The 16,907-nt window shown below is 45.7% G+C and carries 16 protein-coding genes; 1 reads left to right on the plus strand and 15 read right to left on the minus strand.

All coding sequences use genetic code 11. The annotated features are described in order from the left end of the window. Nucleotides 1-278 precede the first annotated feature (278 nt). The 10 genes from ACTQ52_RS07380 to ACTQ52_RS07425 form a co-directional block, all read right to left on the minus strand. Nucleotides 279-1,106, minus strand: a complete 828-nt coding sequence (locus tag ACTQ52_RS07380; RefSeq protein ID WP_441226636.1) for an AraC family transcriptional regulator — start codon at nt 1,104-1,106, stop codon at nt 279-281. Nucleotides 1,107-1,198: 92 nt separating this feature from the next. Then, nucleotides 1,199-2,152 (minus strand): beta-galactosidase small subunit, encoded by a 954-nt coding sequence (locus ACTQ52_RS07385; protein WP_441982209.1) that lies wholly within the window; start codon nt 2,150-2,152, stop codon nt 1,199-1,201. Beyond that, the gene (locus ACTQ52_RS07390) at nt 2,136-4,040 is read right to left on the minus strand and encodes a glycoside hydrolase family 2 TIM barrel-domain containing protein (protein ID WP_441982210.1); all 1,905 of its coding nucleotides are present in this window, start codon (nt 4,038-4,040) and stop codon (nt 2,136-2,138) included. Before ACTQ52_RS07390 ends, ACTQ52_RS07385 begins: the two co-directional genes overlap by 17 nt. A 108-nt stretch (nt 4,041-4,148) precedes the next feature. Beyond that, nucleotides 4,149-5,111 (minus strand): ROK family protein, encoded by a 963-nt coding sequence (locus ACTQ52_RS07395; protein WP_441982211.1) that lies wholly within the window; start codon nt 5,109-5,111, stop codon nt 4,149-4,151. 82 nt (nt 5,112-5,193) lie between these two features. Then, nucleotides 5,194-6,126, minus strand: coding sequence for a mannose-6-phosphate isomerase, class I (manA, locus tag ACTQ52_RS07400; RefSeq protein WP_441982212.1), 933 nt, complete (start codon nt 6,124-6,126; stop codon nt 5,194-5,196). An 80-nt stretch (nt 6,127-6,206) separates the two neighbouring features. Continuing rightward, nucleotides 6,207-7,241 carry a mannonate dehydratase gene (locus tag ACTQ52_RS07405; protein ID WP_441982213.1) on the minus strand — a complete coding sequence of 345 codons (1,035 nt, stop codon included), beginning with the start codon at nt 7,239-7,241 and terminating at the stop codon, nt 6,207-6,209. Nucleotides 7,242-7,277: 36 nt separating this feature from the next. Next, nucleotides 7,278-8,906, minus strand: coding sequence for an ABC transporter substrate-binding protein (locus tag ACTQ52_RS07410; RefSeq protein ID WP_441982214.1), 1,629 nt, complete (start codon nt 8,904-8,906; stop codon nt 7,278-7,280). Between the two features lie 18 nt (nt 8,907-8,924). Next, complete coding sequence (locus tag ACTQ52_RS07415; RefSeq protein WP_441982215.1) at nt 8,925-10,961, minus strand: ABC transporter ATP-binding protein; 2,037 nt, start codon at nt 10,959-10,961, stop codon at nt 8,925-8,927. A 45-nt stretch (nt 10,962-11,006) separates the two neighbouring features. Continuing rightward, nucleotides 11,007-11,903, minus strand: a complete 897-nt coding sequence (locus ACTQ52_RS07420) for an ABC transporter permease (protein ID WP_441982216.1) — start codon at nt 11,901-11,903, stop codon at nt 11,007-11,009. A 14-nt stretch (nt 11,904-11,917) separates the two neighbouring features. Next, the gene (locus ACTQ52_RS07425; RefSeq protein WP_441982217.1) at nt 11,918-12,859 is read right to left on the minus strand and encodes an ABC transporter permease; all 942 of its coding nucleotides are present in this window, start codon (nt 12,857-12,859) and stop codon (nt 11,918-11,920) included. Nucleotides 12,860-13,139: 280 nt separating this feature from the next. Here ACTQ52_RS07425 and ACTQ52_RS07430 point away from each other — a divergent pair, with 280 nt between their 5' ends. Then, complete coding sequence (locus ACTQ52_RS07430) at nt 13,140-14,081, plus strand: LysR family transcriptional regulator (RefSeq protein WP_441982218.1); 942 nt, start codon at nt 13,140-13,142, stop codon at nt 14,079-14,081. 94 nt (nt 14,082-14,175) lie between these two features. On the opposite strand, the gene ACTQ52_RS07435 is transcribed toward ACTQ52_RS07430, so the two are convergent. The 5 genes from ACTQ52_RS07435 to ACTQ52_RS07455 all read right to left on the minus strand — a co-directional run bounded on the left by ACTQ52_RS07435 (nt 14,176) and on the right by ACTQ52_RS07455 (nt 16,655). After that, on the minus strand, nt 14,176-14,388 hold the full coding sequence (locus ACTQ52_RS07435) for a transposase domain-containing protein (RefSeq protein ID WP_441982223.1): 213 nt from the start codon (nt 14,386-14,388) through the stop codon (nt 14,176-14,178). A gap of 56 nt (nt 14,389-14,444) precedes the next feature. Continuing rightward, nucleotides 14,445-15,002, minus strand: coding sequence for a DUF1788 domain-containing protein (locus tag ACTQ52_RS07440; RefSeq protein ID WP_441982219.1), 558 nt, complete (start codon nt 15,000-15,002; stop codon nt 14,445-14,447). A gap of 124 nt (nt 15,003-15,126) precedes the next feature. Then, nucleotides 15,127-15,384, minus strand: a complete 258-nt coding sequence (locus ACTQ52_RS07445) for a BrxA family protein (protein ID WP_441982220.1) — start codon at nt 15,382-15,384, stop codon at nt 15,127-15,129. Between the two features lies 1 nt (nt 15,385). Next, nucleotides 15,386-15,583, minus strand: coding sequence for a helix-turn-helix domain-containing protein (locus ACTQ52_RS07450; protein ID WP_441982221.1), 198 nt, complete (start codon nt 15,581-15,583; stop codon nt 15,386-15,388). Nucleotides 15,584-15,746: 163 nt separating this feature from the next. Continuing rightward, nucleotides 15,747-16,655, minus strand: coding sequence for an Abi family protein (locus tag ACTQ52_RS07455; RefSeq protein WP_441982222.1), 909 nt, complete (start codon nt 16,653-16,655; stop codon nt 15,747-15,749). Nucleotides 16,656-16,907: the final 252 nt, after the last annotated feature.

Genomic DNA, 16,907 nt, shown 5'->3' on the forward strand with positions numbered 1-16,907 from the left:
TAATGTAAATTATATCTTACATTCACAGCATATAATAGAACATGTCATTATGTCAAGAATATTTTACATTTCAGGGCATCAGTTATCAGTTATCCATATTTTGGTTACTATTCAAACGTAGTTAAATCAAGGCGTGGCTCGGTGGATAGTAACATATTTTGTCTATTTAATGATGCTTTCAAACGGATCCAGACAGTGGCAGGTCATGAAATTAAAAAAACCCGGAAACGACGCATCTACGTCATTTCCGGGTTATGAAGGGGTACACATATCTCACCCTATAAAGAAAGCTGGCAACCGGAATCGGACCGGTTATCTACACACTCCATTTTTTTCCTGTATTCACGAGGTGTCAGTTTATATCTATCTTTAAACACTCGATTAAATGTTCTTTGACTTTCAAAACCACAATTCAAGCAAATATTTGTAATTGAATCCTGTGAATTTTCCAATTCAGTAACTGCATTATTCAAGCGAACGCCGTTCACATATTTACTAAAATTGCAGTGAAATGTCTTTGCAAACATTCTTGATAAAACATACTTACTTACACCTAAATCATTTGCCATCTTTTCGAGTGTTATTTGCGAACCATAGTTTTTAGCTACATATGCTACCGAACTATAAATTAAGTCATCACTTCCAATTGCATTCTTGTCAATCATTGGCATCTCGGTAAAGACATGTGCCAGTATCATATGTACATATGCTTTCATCAGTAATGGGCTTTGGTCGTTTTTGTTCATCAGAAATCTTATAGCATTGACAACATCCGGATGAACATGCTGACTTTTTATTACTGGATACTTAGGGCTATACATCTGAACTTCTTTGTAATAAGAAGGTACTATGGATGGATCCAAATACAGATATATAACCCTATTTTTTCCTTGATTAAAGACTTGATAATGGTGTATCACATTCGGAAATACGATTGCAAAATCCCCTTTTTCCATATGGTACAGTTCCTGACCAACACCAAGTTCAATACATCCTTCCGTTACATAGACAATTTCAATTGCCTCGTGTAGATGCGGTGGCATATGAACAGGCGTTTTCCACTCTACCGATACCATTTGTTGTTTGTTTTCATACACCAATAACACTCGTAATAGCTCCTTCCGCCTATGTGGTCATCTTTGGTTTCTTACGTTTTATAAAATCAGTGCTGAAATCAGAATAGCTATGCCTTTCCTTATCAGCAGATATAGAACGAATAATCGATATCTTTTTCTGCACTGATATGGTAAGCATCTTCGACATCGGTTCCCCAACTGTCTATACCACCAACACCGCGAACTGCGCCATATATGCACAATACAGTTCTTCTCGCTGGTGGTAATTCTTCATGATGCAAAGCATTCTCAATTTCACTTGCCGTATATGGCAGGCAGGAAAAGTCAAATGGTGTATCGGCCATTTCTATCCGCAGCTTATGATTAGGGGCCTCCATTCTACTATTATCCATACTTGTATGACGAGTGATTTCAAGCCATTCCGTATCCATTCTCATGCCGCATTCCTGAGGTACGATATATGGCGTCAAGCTAAGATCCGTAACTTCAAATTCGCCATGCTGTGCACCTGCTTTTCGATCTGGATATGTCTCTCCTGATAAGCCTTTATAGATATACTTATCTGCAAGTGTTGGCATAATAAATCTCATACCAAATACCGGAAATTCAGGAAGCCCTGTTTTGCCATTGTAGTGCACATCTACTTTGATTTTTCCAGATTTATTCACAGTGTAAGATACGATAACCTCCGTAGAAGGAATAGAAATCGTCTTATAAAGATACTCTACAGTAATCTCATTTGCCGATACATCTCCGCCATAGCTGTTATTATCCGGTGCCTTGCAATTCTGAACAGCTCCATCCATGATCACCTGGACATCCTGAAAATCGATGAACATATCTGCAGCAAGCCAGTTACCACTTTTAATATGGAATTTGCTTCCTCGGTCATTATCTGTCAAGGCTCTCCAGAACGTAGGTTTCGGGCAACGATAAAGCCATTCATATCCATCTTTCACGATAGATTCAAGGCCACCCTGTGCATAAGAAAAAATATAGTCAAACCCTACACCATGTACACCCAGGGTAAAGTCGCCATAGACTACTCTTAATTTTTCATTATCTGTATAAGCCATAGTAATACCTCACTTCCTGCATTGCCGGTTTTTCTTTACGGTCTGCGAATAGAATGCCATTTGCTGAAAACTCATAATCCGCAGGTCTGTCTTCAAAATCGCCACCATACCGAAGAACTTCCTGGCCTGTTACTGGGTCCTTTACCAGAATTGCCTGATCTATAAAGTCCCAAATAAATCCGCCCTGATAGAGGTCAAACTCATCAATCAGTTTCATGTAATCGCCAAGTCCACCCATTGAATTACCCATATCGTGCATGAATTCGCACAGAATGTAAGGCTTCTTTGGTTTATCGCTTAAATATGCCGCAACGTCCTGTGGCTTCGGATACATTCTACTTTCAATATCTGAAATTGTATCTTCATATGCCCTATTGTAGTAGGCGCTTTCATAGTGAACTAAACGGCCATCCTTCTTGTTCTTAAAGTACACGTTCATGGCCTCGATATCATCGCCTGCATAGGACTCATTTCCGAGAGACCAGAACAAAATAGAAGTATGATTTTTAAAGGTTTCAAAGTTGGTTCTTGCACGGTCCATAACAGCCTCTTTCCACTGCGGAATAGAACCCGGAACATTACAAGATGGCTCGACAGCCCCAAGCTTTTGGAAAGTACCATGGCTTTCAAGATTGCACTCTGCCATCACATAGATTCCAGCTTCATCACAAAGGTAATACCATGGGATTTGATCTGGATAATGACAGGTACGCACTGCATTGATATTATTTTTCAGCATGCAGGCTATATCGGAATGCATCTCTTCTAATCCGATACATCTTCCGGTCTTTGGACTCCACTCATGGCGATTAACGCCCGTGATAACAAGACGCTTTCCATTCAGATAAATGACTTTATCAATGATCTCTACTCTTCTAAAGCCAATATCATACGGGATAATCTCTAATAAATTTCCATTTTCTGCATTTTTCAATTCAACTGTTGCATGATATAGATATGGATGATGATTATCCCAGGATTTAATCACTCCTGTTTCCGTGTAAATTTCACCTGTGAGATTTCCGTTTGAACCGTGTAATTTAGTGCTGTTCTCTACAACTACATTACCTTCTCTATCCCTTAAAACAAACAGTGCATTTACAGCGACCTGCATAGTGGCAGATACCTTCATACGTACCGTAACACTACCACACTTATTGTCATAATTCAGTTCAGGCTGAAACCATACATCCTCCATATGAACATCCGGCACCGCTTTCAATGTGACATTTCTAAAGATGCCAAAGAAGCGGAAGAAATCCTGATCTTCCAGAAATGCTGCTGTACTCATTTTATGAACCTGCACAGCAAGGACATTATCTTTTTCGCGAATATAAGGCGTAAGATCAAACTCTGACGGTGTAAAACTATCCTCAGCATAACCAACAAACTGACCATTGAGCCATAAGTACATTGCTTCCTCTACGCCTTCGAAGCAAATACGTATTCTTTTTCCCATCATGGTCGGTTTTAAATCGAAATGCTTAAGATAGGATCCTACAGGATTATAATTTGCTTCTGAGAACATGCCGGCTTCTGCCCCTCTGCTCTCTAAACTGTAAGCGCCTCTATGGTACTCTTTTCCCTCCCAAGGGTACATGGTATTGATATAGCGAATCTTATCATATCCTGCCAATTCAATATGACCAGGTACCATGATTTTATCAAAACCAGAATCATCAAACCCTTCTTTGTAAAAATCGCAAGGTCTGCTTGCTGCGTTTTTACTAAACGCAAACGCCCACTGACCATTCAGCGACTGCGATAAAGGATTATCCTTTTCTTTCATATCCGCATAGTCCACATAGTACGAATGATCGCTATGTGCATCCAATTGATTCACACGGAATATTTCCGGATTATCCAACCATTTTATATTAGCGTTCATAGTGCTCCTTTCTTTTTCACAAGCTTCTTATGCTTATTTTCAATGGTCTTCGTTACCAATACTATAATCTCGTCGCTCGATGGCAGGCGCTACTTTTCGTGTATTAAATCACATATCTTGTTCCCGTGACAGTGCGATTCGAGCTGCGCCAATGATACCGGCATCATTTCCGAGCGCAGCTATACGAATGTCCGTGTTTTCGGATGCATAGCGAGAATAAAGTTCTGGATAGATGCGTTCCTTCAGCGGCTGCAGGAGTATGTCTCCGCTGGCGCTTAAACCGCCTCCAATCAGAAAAACTTCCGGCTGGAAGATATTGATCAGATTGGTGATGCCATCCGATAAGTATCCGCAATATGCATCAAAAATCGCACAGGCGATCGGATCCCCCTGTCGTACGGCATCGATGATCATCTTTCCATTGCAGCGTTTCGCAGCGGTCACAGCAGCATAGAGTGCGGAATTCGGATGCCGTGGCACCTCGTCGAGGGCCATCTTCGAAAAGGCCGATGCCGAAGCATAGGCTTCCAGACAGCCATGCCTGCCACAGGTACAGGCTTTACCGTTATAGCGGATGACCATATGGCCGATTTCACCTGCTGCAGAATTCATGCCATGCCAAATCTTTCCATCGAAGATAATACCACCGCCGACGCCCGTTCCCAGTGTCATGAGAATCATGGAATGGCTGTTTTTTCCTGCACCGGCGATATACTCTCCAAATGCGGCTGCCCGGGCATCGTTTTCACAGCAGACTGGAATCGAAAAATACTGTTTTAAAAGCGCCGCAAACGGTACATTTACGAAATCCAGATTATTGGCATACTCTACGATTCCACTCTTGTAATTCACCGTGCCCGGGATGCCGATGCCCAGACTTTCGATGTCCTCGAAGCTGTATCCAGATTCGCGTAAAAGCTTTTCCGATAGATAATATATATCCCTCACGATTTCCTCCGGTTGCTTCGGAAGTCCCGTCGGTACGGACTGTGTGCAGATGATTTGATTTTCCTCGCTGACGAGGCCTGCGGCGATATTTGTGCCGCCCAGATCGATTCCCAAATATAACATATTCTATCCTCTCCATGCCTGCGCTGTCATGCACAGCACACATGCATACGTAAACGCACCCTTCTTCTCTACCGCTGCGCGCTCATTCCTGCGAAATCACCAGCGTGAGCTCTCCGGTCACTTCGGCTTCTCCATAATTCGCCGGGATGATGAAATTCTCTCCGGCTTTCAATGCATGCCCATCGATGCAGCCACTTCCCTCGATCACATCGACGATCTGATACTGTCTGGAAGCTTCGATGTGCATGTGCTTCGTGATCACATACTTATCCACTGAAAAATACGGGCAGTGTACCAGTGACTGTGTCGTATATCCCTCCTGCGGGAAGACCGGCCCTGCCGTCGGCTCAAACCTCTGCGGACAGCGAATCACATCCATGGACTTCTGCAGATGCAGCTCTCTCGGCTTTCCGTCTTGAAGCCGATCATAATCATATAAACGATAGGTCAGGTCAGAGTTCTGCTGAATCTCGAGTATCAGCGTTCCTTTCCGGATCGCATGCACCGTGCCTGCCGGGATGAAGAAAAAATCGCCTTTCTTGATCTTATGTACTGAAAGTAAAGAAGTCCACTGATGTTCACGAATCATCTGCGCCAGTTCCTCTTTACTTCTGGCATGGTGACCGATGATGATATCTGCCTCCTCATCACAATCCACGATATACCAGCACTCGGTTTTTCCCCTGCCTCCATGCTCATGATGAAATGCATAGTCATCATCTGGATGCACCTGAATCGAAAGGTCCTCTCTGGCATCGATGAGCTTTACCAGAAGTGGAAATTCCTTTTCACCATCATCGCCGAACAGTTCTCGATGCTGTATCCAGAGCGCGCCTAAGGTCTGCCCTTTCCATGTGCCTTCGGATACGACACTCTGCCCGTTTCCAGTTGCACTGACCACCCAGGCCTCCCCTGTATGTTCCCCTTCCGTCTTATATCCATAGCGTTCCTGTAACTTCGTCCCACCCCACAGTACCTGTCGTGTATAGGGTTCCATAAATAGTAATTCTCTCATGGTGTCTGTTTCTCCTGTGTGATGTAGAAGAGGCGCTGCAGAAAAAGTACGGAACTCTTCTGCAGCGCCTCTCCGGATCATTATTTACTAAGTGATGCCAGCTCCTGCTGTGCACAGTTATAAAGTGCCTTGATATATCCCATGGAATATGTCCAGGCGGCGGTTGATCCACCGGTTCCCACACCGTTTCCCCAAAGTGGTACATGATCTGCATGCAGTACACCATCATAGTCTGCAGCCACAAATGCCTTCATGACGTCGTACATATTCATGTATCCATCTTCCAGCAGGGTTTCTTCGAAATTCGGAAGCGGGCAGCTTACATTCCGGAAGTGCACGCAGAAGACTTTTTTATTCGCTACGAAGTAGCGGATATCCTCCAGCACGTTTCCGAAATCCTGTCCACCTTCCAGCCAGCAGCCGATGCACATCTTCATTCCGAGATATGGACTGTTGCCCGCCAGTTCAAATGCGTGTTTGTAAGCGTCCGCCGAAATGATCAGATTTGAAATGCCGCAGATATGATCCACAGGAGGATCATTTGGATGTAACGCGATCTTCATGTCGATCTCTTCGCAGACCGGCAGCACGCGATCCAGCCAGTACTTGAAATTCCCCCACATTTCTTCCTGTGTGTAGAATCTGCCATGTGTATACGGGCGTTTCTCCAGTTCCTCCAGGTTCACGATTCTCCCGACACCGCCATGCATTTCCTGACCACTGGTCCACTGTGAGGTATATACCTGATTTGGTTCCCAGGTCATATAGCCGATGTGGATGCCGGCTTTCGCCAGAATGCGGTTAAATGCATTGTAGTTTTCGATGGCCTGATCCCGTCCTTCCAGGCCGAGATGAATCTTATCATTTTTATAGATATGGGTATTTCCTGCGTCTGTGCAGACCAGATCATACTTGTGCAGGCGATCGATAAAGCGCATCACACCTTCATATGCTTTCGCTTCATCTAAGGTACCTGTACTGTGATCATATCCGATATCCTCATCCTCAAAAATCGTATATACATACTTGATTCCCATCTGCTGAATCAAGAGTAATTGCTCATCCGTATAAGACGATGAAGAGCGGGACTGAATCTTTAAATTATCGCCCAACATACTTGCCTCCTGTGTATACATCGCTGCGTTATCGCATTATTTTACTGTTTTGATGTCCTCCGGTGTCCATACCGTGCTGGTCACCTGATAGATTCCAGAATCCGCTACCCGATCATTGGAGAAGCAGGTTGAGAAGATAGCACCGACAGGAATCACCAGTGCATGCTCCTGCATCAGTCTGGAGGAGGTCTTTAAAAGCTCCTTCTTTTCATCGAGTGTCTTCGCTGCTCTCGCACCGAAGAGGGCAGTCTCATAATCCTCCGGATGATCCATCATATTCAGATAGTTCACGCCCTGAGAGGAGTACAGACGGATATAGTTGTTGGTGAAATCCATCTTGGAGGCACCCTGGCCGGTGATGATACCACCATCATAGGTACCTGCCTTCTTCTGAGAATTGAAATCTGAGGTTTCCATCACCTTGATCTCTGCAGTGATCCCGATTTCCTTCAGAGATGCCTGAAGCAGTGTCGCGATGTTATTGTTGTTGGAGATAGTGGAGATGACGGTATTAAAGCCATTCGGATAACCCGCATCAGCCAGCTCCTTCTTCGCCTCCTCAACATTGTACTCTGGAAGGCTTACAGTATCGTCATAGGACCATGCGCCCGGAACACCGAACTGTGTCACCTTGACACCGAGTCCGCCGGTTAAGGACTGAACATAACCATCCCAGTCAATGCTGTGAAGAACGGCCTTACGAACAGCTTCATCGTGGAAAGGAGACTCTGCATCGCCGGATGCAAACATGAAGTACTTGATCGAACCAAGGTCCGGTGCCTGTGCTGCGATGCTCTCAAATCCCTGGGAGATTAAGGTCTGTGTCAGGGTTGCATCATTGGTCGAAAGAAGATCGACCTCACCGTTCATGAAAGCTGCCTGCTGTGTCGTGATATCCGTCATGAAGACGATCTTCACGCCATCGAGATATGGCTTTCCTTCCTGCCAGTAATTATCGTTCTTCACGAACGAAATATGATCTTCCGGAATATACTCCGTCATCACGTACGGACCGGTTCCGACTGCATGGATGGATGCCCAGTCTTCGCCGTTATCATCGAAGGCCTTCGGATCGTAAATATATACTTCACCCAGTACGGTCTCCCAGTTATTGGCCCACGCACTGTACTTTACCGTTATGGTATAATCGTCGGTCTTTTCATAGGATTCCGGATTTCCGAGCTCAGATTCCTTTCCGCCTTCCTTCATCTTATCGAAGTTCCAGAGAACCGCATCGGCATTGAAGTCGGTTCCGTCCGAGAACTTGATCCCTTCCTTCAGCTTGATCGTCACCGTCAGATTCTCCGGATCCGTTGTAAAGCTGTCGGCCAGCCACGGCTGCATGTTTCCCTCTGCGTCCGGTCGACCCAGGGACTCGATGGCCGGTGCTACGGAGAAACGATCACCGGTGGAAGATGAAAATGGCAGGAAGCAGGTGGTCAGCGTATCCGGATAACAGATCGTAACGGTATTATCCCCGCTCGCCGTCGAAACCGCTGCTGCGGTACCTGCTGCTTCGTCCTTTTTCGCAGCGGAAGTGGCAGCATTTTCACCTGCCTGCTGTGTAGGCGGTGTACTCGTGCCACTGCAGGCGGTCATACCGGTCGCCATCAGCGCAGCGGTCATCATTGCACTCATCACTCTTACGATTCTTTTCTTAAACATATGAATCCTCCTTAATATTTATCTTTCATTACCCTCGTGTAAGAAGCAGGCCACCTGATGTGTCTGATCCACAAAGGATAACTTAGGTACTTCTTTCGTGCATCGCTCGAAGCAGTGCTTACAGCGATTATGGAACGGACAGCCTTCTGGCCGATGGATGATACTTGGCACCTCGCCTTCCAGCGGAACGGCTTCTTTCTGGGCTTCGACATCCGGATCTGCCTCTGGAACCGCAGATAAGAGCGCCTGCGTATATGGATGCAGCGGATTTCTGTACAGATCATCGCAGTCCGCAATCTCCACCACTCTTCCCAGGTACATCACCAGGACGCGATCGCTGATGTGTTTTACCACCGCGAGATCATGGGCGATGAACAGATAACTTACGCCGAGCTGGGACTGGATCTCTTCGAGGAGGTTGATGATCTGTGCCTGAATCGATACATCCAGAGCTGAGATCGGCTCATCGCAGATGATCACATCCGGATCCGAGCTGAGCGCTCGCGCGATGCCCAGTCTCTGCCGCTGGCCTCCTGAAAACTCATGCGGTACTCTTTCCTTCAGTGCCGGATCCAGACCGACGAGACGGAAGAGTTCATCGACTCTTTTCTTCCGTTCTGCGGCATCCTTACAGGAGTGGTTGATGATCAGCGACTCTTCCACGATGGAACCGGCCGTCTGACGTGGATCCAGTGAAGAGAACGGATCCTGGAAGATCATGGCAATTTTGCTCCGATACGGAGCCAGCTGCTTATCCGTGAATTTCGCGATATCGACACCACTGAAGCGGATGGATCCTTCATCTGGCTTATACACGCGCATCACACTTCGTGCCATCGTCGTTTTGCCGCATCCGGATTCACCGACGATACCCAGCGTCTCTCCCTTTCGGAGATTGTATGTGATGTCCTCGATGGCTTTCACATCTCCGACGTGCTTTTTCATAATGCCCTTGTAAATCGGGAAATACTTTTTCACATCGGAAACTTCCAGCACGTTTTCCTCTTTGATATGCTTGATCGGCGTCGCTTTCTGCGGCTTACTGAGCACTTCGATTTCCTTTGTATCCAGCTCCTCATGGGTCAGCCAGCAGGCACTGAAGTGGCCCGGCACGATTTCCTGCAGATCCGGCATCTTTCTCTCTTTGCATGCGTCGGAGCGATACTCGCAGCGATCATAGAATGGACAGTACACCGGTCGCTTCGCCGGCATCGGTGGTAAACCATCGATCGGAATCAGTACCCTCTCCTTCGGATCATCGAGTCGCGGGATGGCACGCATCAGTGCTCTCGTATATGGATGCTTCGACTCCTTAAAGATGCCTCTTGCGGAGGAGGTCTCCATCACTCTGCCGGAGTACATGACATAAATCCGCTCTGCAAATCGGGCGACGATGCCTAGGTTATGGGTAACCATGATGACCGCGGTATCGGTCTCTTTCGCTATATTTCGGATGATCTCGAGGATCTGCGCCTGGGTCGTCACATCCAGCGCGGTCGTCGCTTCATCTGCGATCAGGATATCCGGGTTGGCAGACATGGCCATCGCGATCATGATACGCTGTCGCATACCGCCGGAGAACTGCTGCGGATAATCATCGAATCGCTGCTCCGCGTCCGGAATCTTGACCATCTTCAGCATCTCGATCGTGCGTTTCCTGGCCTCTTCCTTCGACAGACCAGTATGCTGCAGAATATTCTCCTGGATCTGATAGCCTATGGTGAGCACCGGATTCAGGGAGGTCATCGGCTCCTGGAAAATCATGCCGATCCTTCCGCCACGGATCGATCGCATCTTCTCTGAATTTGACGGACAGTCCAGAAGATTTCCTTCCTCTCCATCGAGATACACTTCTCCGGATTTCACAAATCCTGGTGGACTGATTAACTGCTGTATGCTCATCATGGTGATGGATTTACCTGATCCGGATTCTCCGACCAGACCCACGATTTCGCCACGATTGATGTGAAGGGAAACCCCATCCACCGCTGTAACTACGCCATCCTCTGTATGAAAACAGGTGACGAGATTTTTAACTTCCAACAAATGTTTCATCTTACGATCTCCTTTGCACTCCACGATATCTGATAAAAGATCGGATTATAATCGTCCGCGCATTCTCGGGTCCAGTGCATCTCTGACACCATCACCTACGGTATTTAAGAACACCACCAGCAGTGCGATGCAGACGCCCGGGGCCAGTGAGAACATCGGATTCTGCAGAAGATACATACGTCCGTCACTTACGATGCTTCCCCAGGAAGCGGTCGGTGCGCTGATGCCCAGACCCAGGAAGCTGAGACCGGCCTCTGAAAGAATCGTCTGTCCGACCTGCAGGGTCATCTGAACGATGATCGGCGAGATACAGTTCGGCAGGATGTGCTTCATCATGATGCCCATACTGCTGTTTCCCTGAAGCTTCGCTGCCATGATATAGTCCTGCTGCTTGATCGAGAGGACCTGTCCTCTCATCATTCGGATGTATACCGCGATATTCGAAATACCCAGAATGATCGAGAGATTTAAGATGCCACCGCCAAATACGGCACACAGGGACATCGCCAGTACGATCTGCGGAATCGCACGGATCGCTTCGCTGATACGGTTGATCACGTCATCGACCCAGCCACCGAAGAAGCCGGCGACCATGCCGAAGAAGGTACCGATGGCACAGGCAACCAGAACCGCTGCAACGCCTACTGTCAGGGAAACTCTGGCACCATAGAAGATACGACTCAGAATATCACGGCCATAATTATCGGTTCCTAAAAGATACTTGGCGCTCGGGCCCTTCAGTGTATCCATCAGGCTCTGCGCATTCGGATCATACGGTGAAATGATGGGTGCAAATACCGCCATACAGATGAAGAGGACGAGACCGATCGCACTGATCAGCACCATCTTTCTTTTAAACAGGACCTTCAGAAACTTTCTGAACTTCTCTTTTTTATATTCCTTCAGCTCTTTCTGAAGCTCCGCATCGGATTTCATATTCATTGCCGTTTCCTTTCTTATACTTTAATACGAGGATCTACTGCTGCATAAACGATGTCTGTGATGATATTGACAACACATGCAACAACAGCAATCAGAAGAACGCAGGCCTGAATCAGTGGGATATCCTGAGCACGAATGGCCGATACCAGTAAGGTTCCCATGCCGGAAATATTGAACACCGATTCTACAAACATCGAACCGCCGATCATACCGCCCAGTCGGAGACCCATCAGGGTGATGACCGGGATCAGCGCATTCTTCAGTGCATGGACTGTAATGATCTTATCCGGCTTCAGGCCTTTCGATCTGGCTGTGCGGATATAATCCTGTCCGATGACTTCTAGCATACTCGATCTCGTCTGTCGGCAGATCGATGCTACACCTCCGATCGCCAGACACAGGAGCGGCATGATCGTCTGCTGTATGCTCTTTCCGAGGTCCACCCACGGCCAGGTAAAACCGAAGGATGGAAGCCAGTGCATCTTCATCGAAAACAGATATAAGAAAAGGACGGAAAGGAAAAACTGTGGAAGGCAGCTGCAGACGTTTGCAAAGGTGGTCAGTGCGCCATCGATTTTTTTCCCTCGATTAATCGCTGCGAGCACACCTAGGGCAATTCCGGTCGGGATACTCACGAAAAAGGCGAGTAAGGAAAGATATAAGGTGACCGGAAGCCGCTGCGCGATGACCTCGATGACCGCCATATGCTGGCTTGCGGAGGTTCCGAAGTTACCTGTGACCGCTTTCGATATCCACAGGAAATAGCGGATGAGAAGTGGCTGATCGAGACCCAGCTCATAATACCAGCGATTATACGTTTCCTGTGAAATCTCACCTCCCAGCATCGCGTATACCGGATCTCCTGGAAGAAATGAGACCATCAGGAAAACAAATACGGATACGATAAACAGCACGATCATCGTCTGTCCTGTTCTTTTTAAAATGAATTTTCCCATAACTGCCTCCTTGAAATCTTTTGTACATAGAGATTAATATTTTTGTGAAATGAAGTCCAATTCACGGGTTTAAAGCAAGATATAAGTTGAACTTATATTTGTATGAGTTTATAATCTTTGAAAGTGAAATACGTTTCGCTGTTTCCGTATCACGGATTATCATGTGCATTATGCACAGTTATTCATTTGAATATTAGTGCATGATTATTCCGGTTTTCATAAATTAAGATATTTTTTCTGATTTAATGTGAAAAGTGCACAATTTGAAGTGGTGAGATGCATGAATAGTAAATCTTTAGAATATATGATCGCCTTATATAAAACCGGATCGATGACCCGGGCAGCGAAGGAGCTCTACGTTTCGCAGTCCAATCTGAGCCAGTTTTTAAAAAATGAAGAAGCGGAGCTGGGCACGAAGCTGTTTACACGGGAGCATGGAAAATATGTGCCGACGGAAGCCGGGAAAATCTATATTGAGTATGCCACCCAGGTACAGGAGATGACGACGACCTTCCGCAGGAAAATCGCCGAATTATCGAAACCGCTGGTTCTTCAGATCGGTACCACTTCTTCGGTCGCCATCGACATGCTGCATGCCATCCTCCCGGAGCTGCATAAAATATATCCGGGTGTGCATGTGTCGATCATCAACTGTGATAATCTCGATATCGCCATCTACAGTCTCGATCACGGCACCCTGGATGCGGTTCTCATCACCGCTCCTGGAGAAAACTGCTATCGTGAACCATCCTTCGTGATGTATAAAGAAGAGATTCTGTTTACTGCGCCGAGTACCCTATCTGCCTGTGAAGCACTCTTAAAAAAGCATCGAAAAAAGCTGCCGACGCTCACGCCGTCCTCCCTGCGGAAATTATTCGGAACCTACCCGTTTATCATGCAGTACCCAAGAAGCTGTATCCGTATTCTGGTCGATCAGTTTTTCGCAGACAGTGATTTCTCTCCGAGGGTTGCCGGCACAGCCTCCAATACCCAGACCATCCTTGGGCTCATCTATGAAAATATGGGTGTGGGCTTCATCCCGAAGAACAACATCAAAAGCATGAATGGCATTCTGTATTTTTCACTCGAACCAAAGCTCGAGCGTGTCCATATGATGCTGGTACGGTCAGAACTGAAGGAGAACCCAGCGATCGTATACCTATCGAGGGAATTAAAGAAATATTATAGTAATTATTTTTCAGATATCGGCTCTAAACGTTAAAACCAGTACTACTCGCTCTACCAAGCCATCGAAAAGGCCTAGAAAAACCTGCCTGTAATGTAAGCGCTCAGTGTTAGCTGAGCGCGCTAACTGACTACCGTGAGATTTTTGGATTTCCACCCTTGTCTTCGATAGTTGCCTTCGTGTCTATGGCACAGAGTTTCTTCATCTTATCTGACCATGGCATCAGCTCTTCAATGCCCTCGGGCTCATGAACGTAGTCCGGCATGTAAAGGAGTACTGCCTGCAGATACTTGAAGACACTCAGGTTGTTAAGTTTTGCTGTCTGCGCCAGGCTGTAGATGATGGCGCTGGCTTCGGCACCGACCGGCGTATCGTGGAAGTAGAATCATAACTGCCCCCTTAAATCACATTGAACGCCCGGTAGTACGGATTCTTCTTCAGGCGATTAAACAGTTGCACATCACGCCCATCATAATTGCCCGGATAGAACACGAGAATCGGAACATCCGGAAATTCCGGTTGCATCGCATTCAGCAGGTCATGTACCCGGATGAATGGAAATGCATCGCCTACCCCTGTGATGACGATGACATCTCCAGCCTCATGTGGTTCGTATTTCATTTTATTTACAAACGCCATATTGTTAGCCATACGGCTCATTTGTTCTCGGATGAAGTCTTTACCCTTTTTATCTTCCATCGCCGGGATTGTTTTTGCGATGCGCTTATCTTCGCAGATGGAAAGGAACACCTTATACAGGTTGTACTCAATCAGGTGACAACTCATGGACTGATCTGTCATGATCTGCTCTATAAAATGCCGGACCATCATTTCCTCTGATGGGTCGTAGCAGAAGATCCGTATATTCACCTCATTACTAAGGCCCTTCCCTTCCAGGAATTCCGGCTCCTGCATCAGGACTCTTAGATTATCTAATCTTTCTTTTAATTCACTCATGTAGGCCTGTCTCCTTTACGAAAAGCAGTTAAAGGCTGGTAGAATCACTTCATCGTGATTACTTCGTATCACATTTTCAAGCAACGGATTCAGCCACACGGGATTAAGATGATCCGCTTTAAAATCATCGATACACTCTGCCTCTATGAGCAATCGCCTCGATCAATGAACGATCCCCCAGAAGGGCCAGACGTAGATAACACGCAGAAGCATTGTGCTTAATGGTTCTTTCTGTTGGATATTGGAAGAGATTGTCGCGGACGACTTCTTCAACGATTTCTATTTCGGATTTGCCCTGGAGCATCAGTCTGGCAACGGTTCTTGTTTCGTAAAACAAAAACTGTTCCCGGGTAAGCGATGCCTTATATTTCAGTTCTCCCATGTCAAATCTCGCTTTCGTCCTTTATATATTTTCCGCTCTTAATACGCGCGTCTTTCGGCTTCTCCGCCTCTTCCGGAATTGCCCAGGTGTTGCCAATTCGAAAAACGCCCGGAATACGTCCTTCCGAGCATAAAATCTGAATTCTACGTGGAGATATCCCCCATTTTTTAGAAGCTTGTGTTGTTGATAAAAAGCCCATATCCTCACCTCTTCAAAAGGAAGTTCGTACCAAATTCTAACCTCCTTATTATAATCCGTTAGGCGAACAATAACAGTACTGGCAGATAGCTCAAAAAAAGAAAAAAGAGACCACGTATTTCCCGTAGTCTCTTGTGCTTAACAAAATTTTATATACGGATGGTTCACACACTTAAATGTGCTTTCCAATCTGCTGGGAGATTCATTGCTGTAATACTGATTATACTATTGTTCTTTTGAATCAGCTTATCAAATTCATCTACAAACGATGTCCATTCCTCATCAGATGGCTTCAAATATTTCATTGCCAGTAAGCTTTGATACAATCCATTATGTGCAGGTAATGGCATGATTTTATCAACATCAAGAATTTCCGGCGTTGTATGAATAGTCCGATTATATATTCTTGAATTATGAGCACACATATTACGTAATACCGAAACACCCTGTATCCAAGAGGACAACATCTTCTGAGATGGATTTACCAAATTTCCCTTTTGTGATCTATACTGGTAATTTGCTGCCAATATTGAATACGAACTTCCTGCACCTGTCTTTAAATTCTTAATTATCTTTGATAATGTGCCAAATGAAATGACCTCAACAGCAGCCCAAACAGGAACTTCTCCATCATGATTATCAAAATTATGTTTGATGAACACATCATTAGATCGTGCAATCTCTGATGCAATGGTTGACATGTTTTGCCAATAAAGCTTTTTGTCTCTATATATCGATGAATCTTGCAAAACAAGTGAATCTTCATGAATAAGCAGCGCTTCCACTAAACGTACTCTCAAAGATACTTCAATCTTGGAAATCATAGAAAAAACCAAAACGGATAGTTCTTGATCAAAATGATAGAGTTTTAAAATATCTTCAAATCTGGTTCCTGAAACATACTTCTTTGTATCATTATCATACAAATGAAAAGAGTATCCACGCAAACGATAAAAGCCAATTGACCTTAACGCATTTTCTACATCCACACGAGAAGTAATTACCATCCCGGCATCAACATAAGATTGTACTTGCTGTGCTATTGTTAAAATTCGCTTAGGATATTGCAACATAAAATTCTCCACAAATAAAAAAGTCCCACCGGGTTGCGCATGGTAATCAGAGGCGTGGTGGGTTCTGTTGATGATATGGTACTGTATTATCTTGTAGACGTCAAGCCCCCTGACTGACGTTGACGGCGTAAGTTTACTTTTAGTGACTTGTCAAACTAACTTCCACCCCTCTTCTTCCAAAGATGGAACTTACTTATTCCAAATGCCATAGTGGAATTAAGTAATTCCAAATGCTATTCTTTGCAGGTTCAT

It is taken from the genome of Oribacterium sp. Sow4_G1_1 (genome assembly GCF_052116105.1).
In the GTDB taxonomy this organism is placed as follows: Bacteria; Bacillota; Clostridia; order Lachnospirales; family Lachnospiraceae; genus Oribacterium.

Excerpts from the sequence above, each read along its gene's own strand:
- ACTQ52_RS07385 (WP_441982209.1), bottom strand. The coding sequence starts at position 2,152 with ATGGCTTATACAGATAATGAAAAATTAAGAGTAGTCTATGGCGACTTT.
- ACTQ52_RS07390 (WP_441982210.1), bottom strand. The coding sequence starts at position 4,040 with ATGAACGCTAATATAAAATGGTTGGATAATCCGGAAATATTCCGTGTG.
- ACTQ52_RS07395 (WP_441982211.1), bottom strand. The coding sequence starts at position 5,111 with ATGTTATATTTGGGAATCGATCTGGGCGGCACAAATATCGCCGCAGGC.
- manA (WP_441982212.1), bottom strand. The coding sequence starts at position 6,126 with ATGAGAGAATTACTATTTATGGAACCCTATACACGACAGGTACTGTGG.
- ACTQ52_RS07405 (WP_441982213.1), bottom strand. The coding sequence starts at position 7,241 with ATGTTGGGCGATAATTTAAAGATTCAGTCCCGCTCTTCATCGTCTTAT.
- ACTQ52_RS07410 (WP_441982214.1), bottom strand. The coding sequence starts at position 8,906 with ATGTTTAAGAAAAGAATCGTAAGAGTGATGAGTGCAATGATGACCGCT.
- ACTQ52_RS07415 (WP_441982215.1), bottom strand. The coding sequence starts at position 10,961 with ATGAAACATTTGTTGGAAGTTAAAAATCTCGTCACCTGTTTTCATACA.
- ACTQ52_RS07420 (WP_441982216.1), bottom strand. The coding sequence starts at position 11,903 with ATGAATATGAAATCCGATGCGGAGCTTCAGAAAGAGCTGAAGGAATAT.
- ACTQ52_RS07425 (WP_441982217.1), bottom strand. The coding sequence starts at position 12,859 with ATGGGAAAATTCATTTTAAAAAGAACAGGACAGACGATGATCGTGCTG.
- ACTQ52_RS07430 (WP_441982218.1), top strand. The coding sequence starts at position 13,140 with ATGAATAGTAAATCTTTAGAATATATGATCGCCTTATATAAAACCGGA.
- ACTQ52_RS07440 (WP_441982219.1), bottom strand. The coding sequence starts at position 15,002 with ATGAGTGAATTAAAAGAAAGATTAGATAATCTAAGAGTCCTGATGCAG.
- ACTQ52_RS07445 (WP_441982220.1), bottom strand. The coding sequence starts at position 15,384 with ATGGGAGAACTGAAATATAAGGCATCGCTTACCCGGGAACAGTTTTTG.
- ACTQ52_RS07450 (WP_441982221.1), bottom strand. The coding sequence starts at position 15,583 with ATGGGCTTTTTATCAACAACACAAGCTTCTAAAAAATGGGGGATATCT.
- ACTQ52_RS07455 (WP_441982222.1), bottom strand. The coding sequence starts at position 16,655 with ATGTTGCAATATCCTAAGCGAATTTTAACAATAGCACAGCAAGTACAA.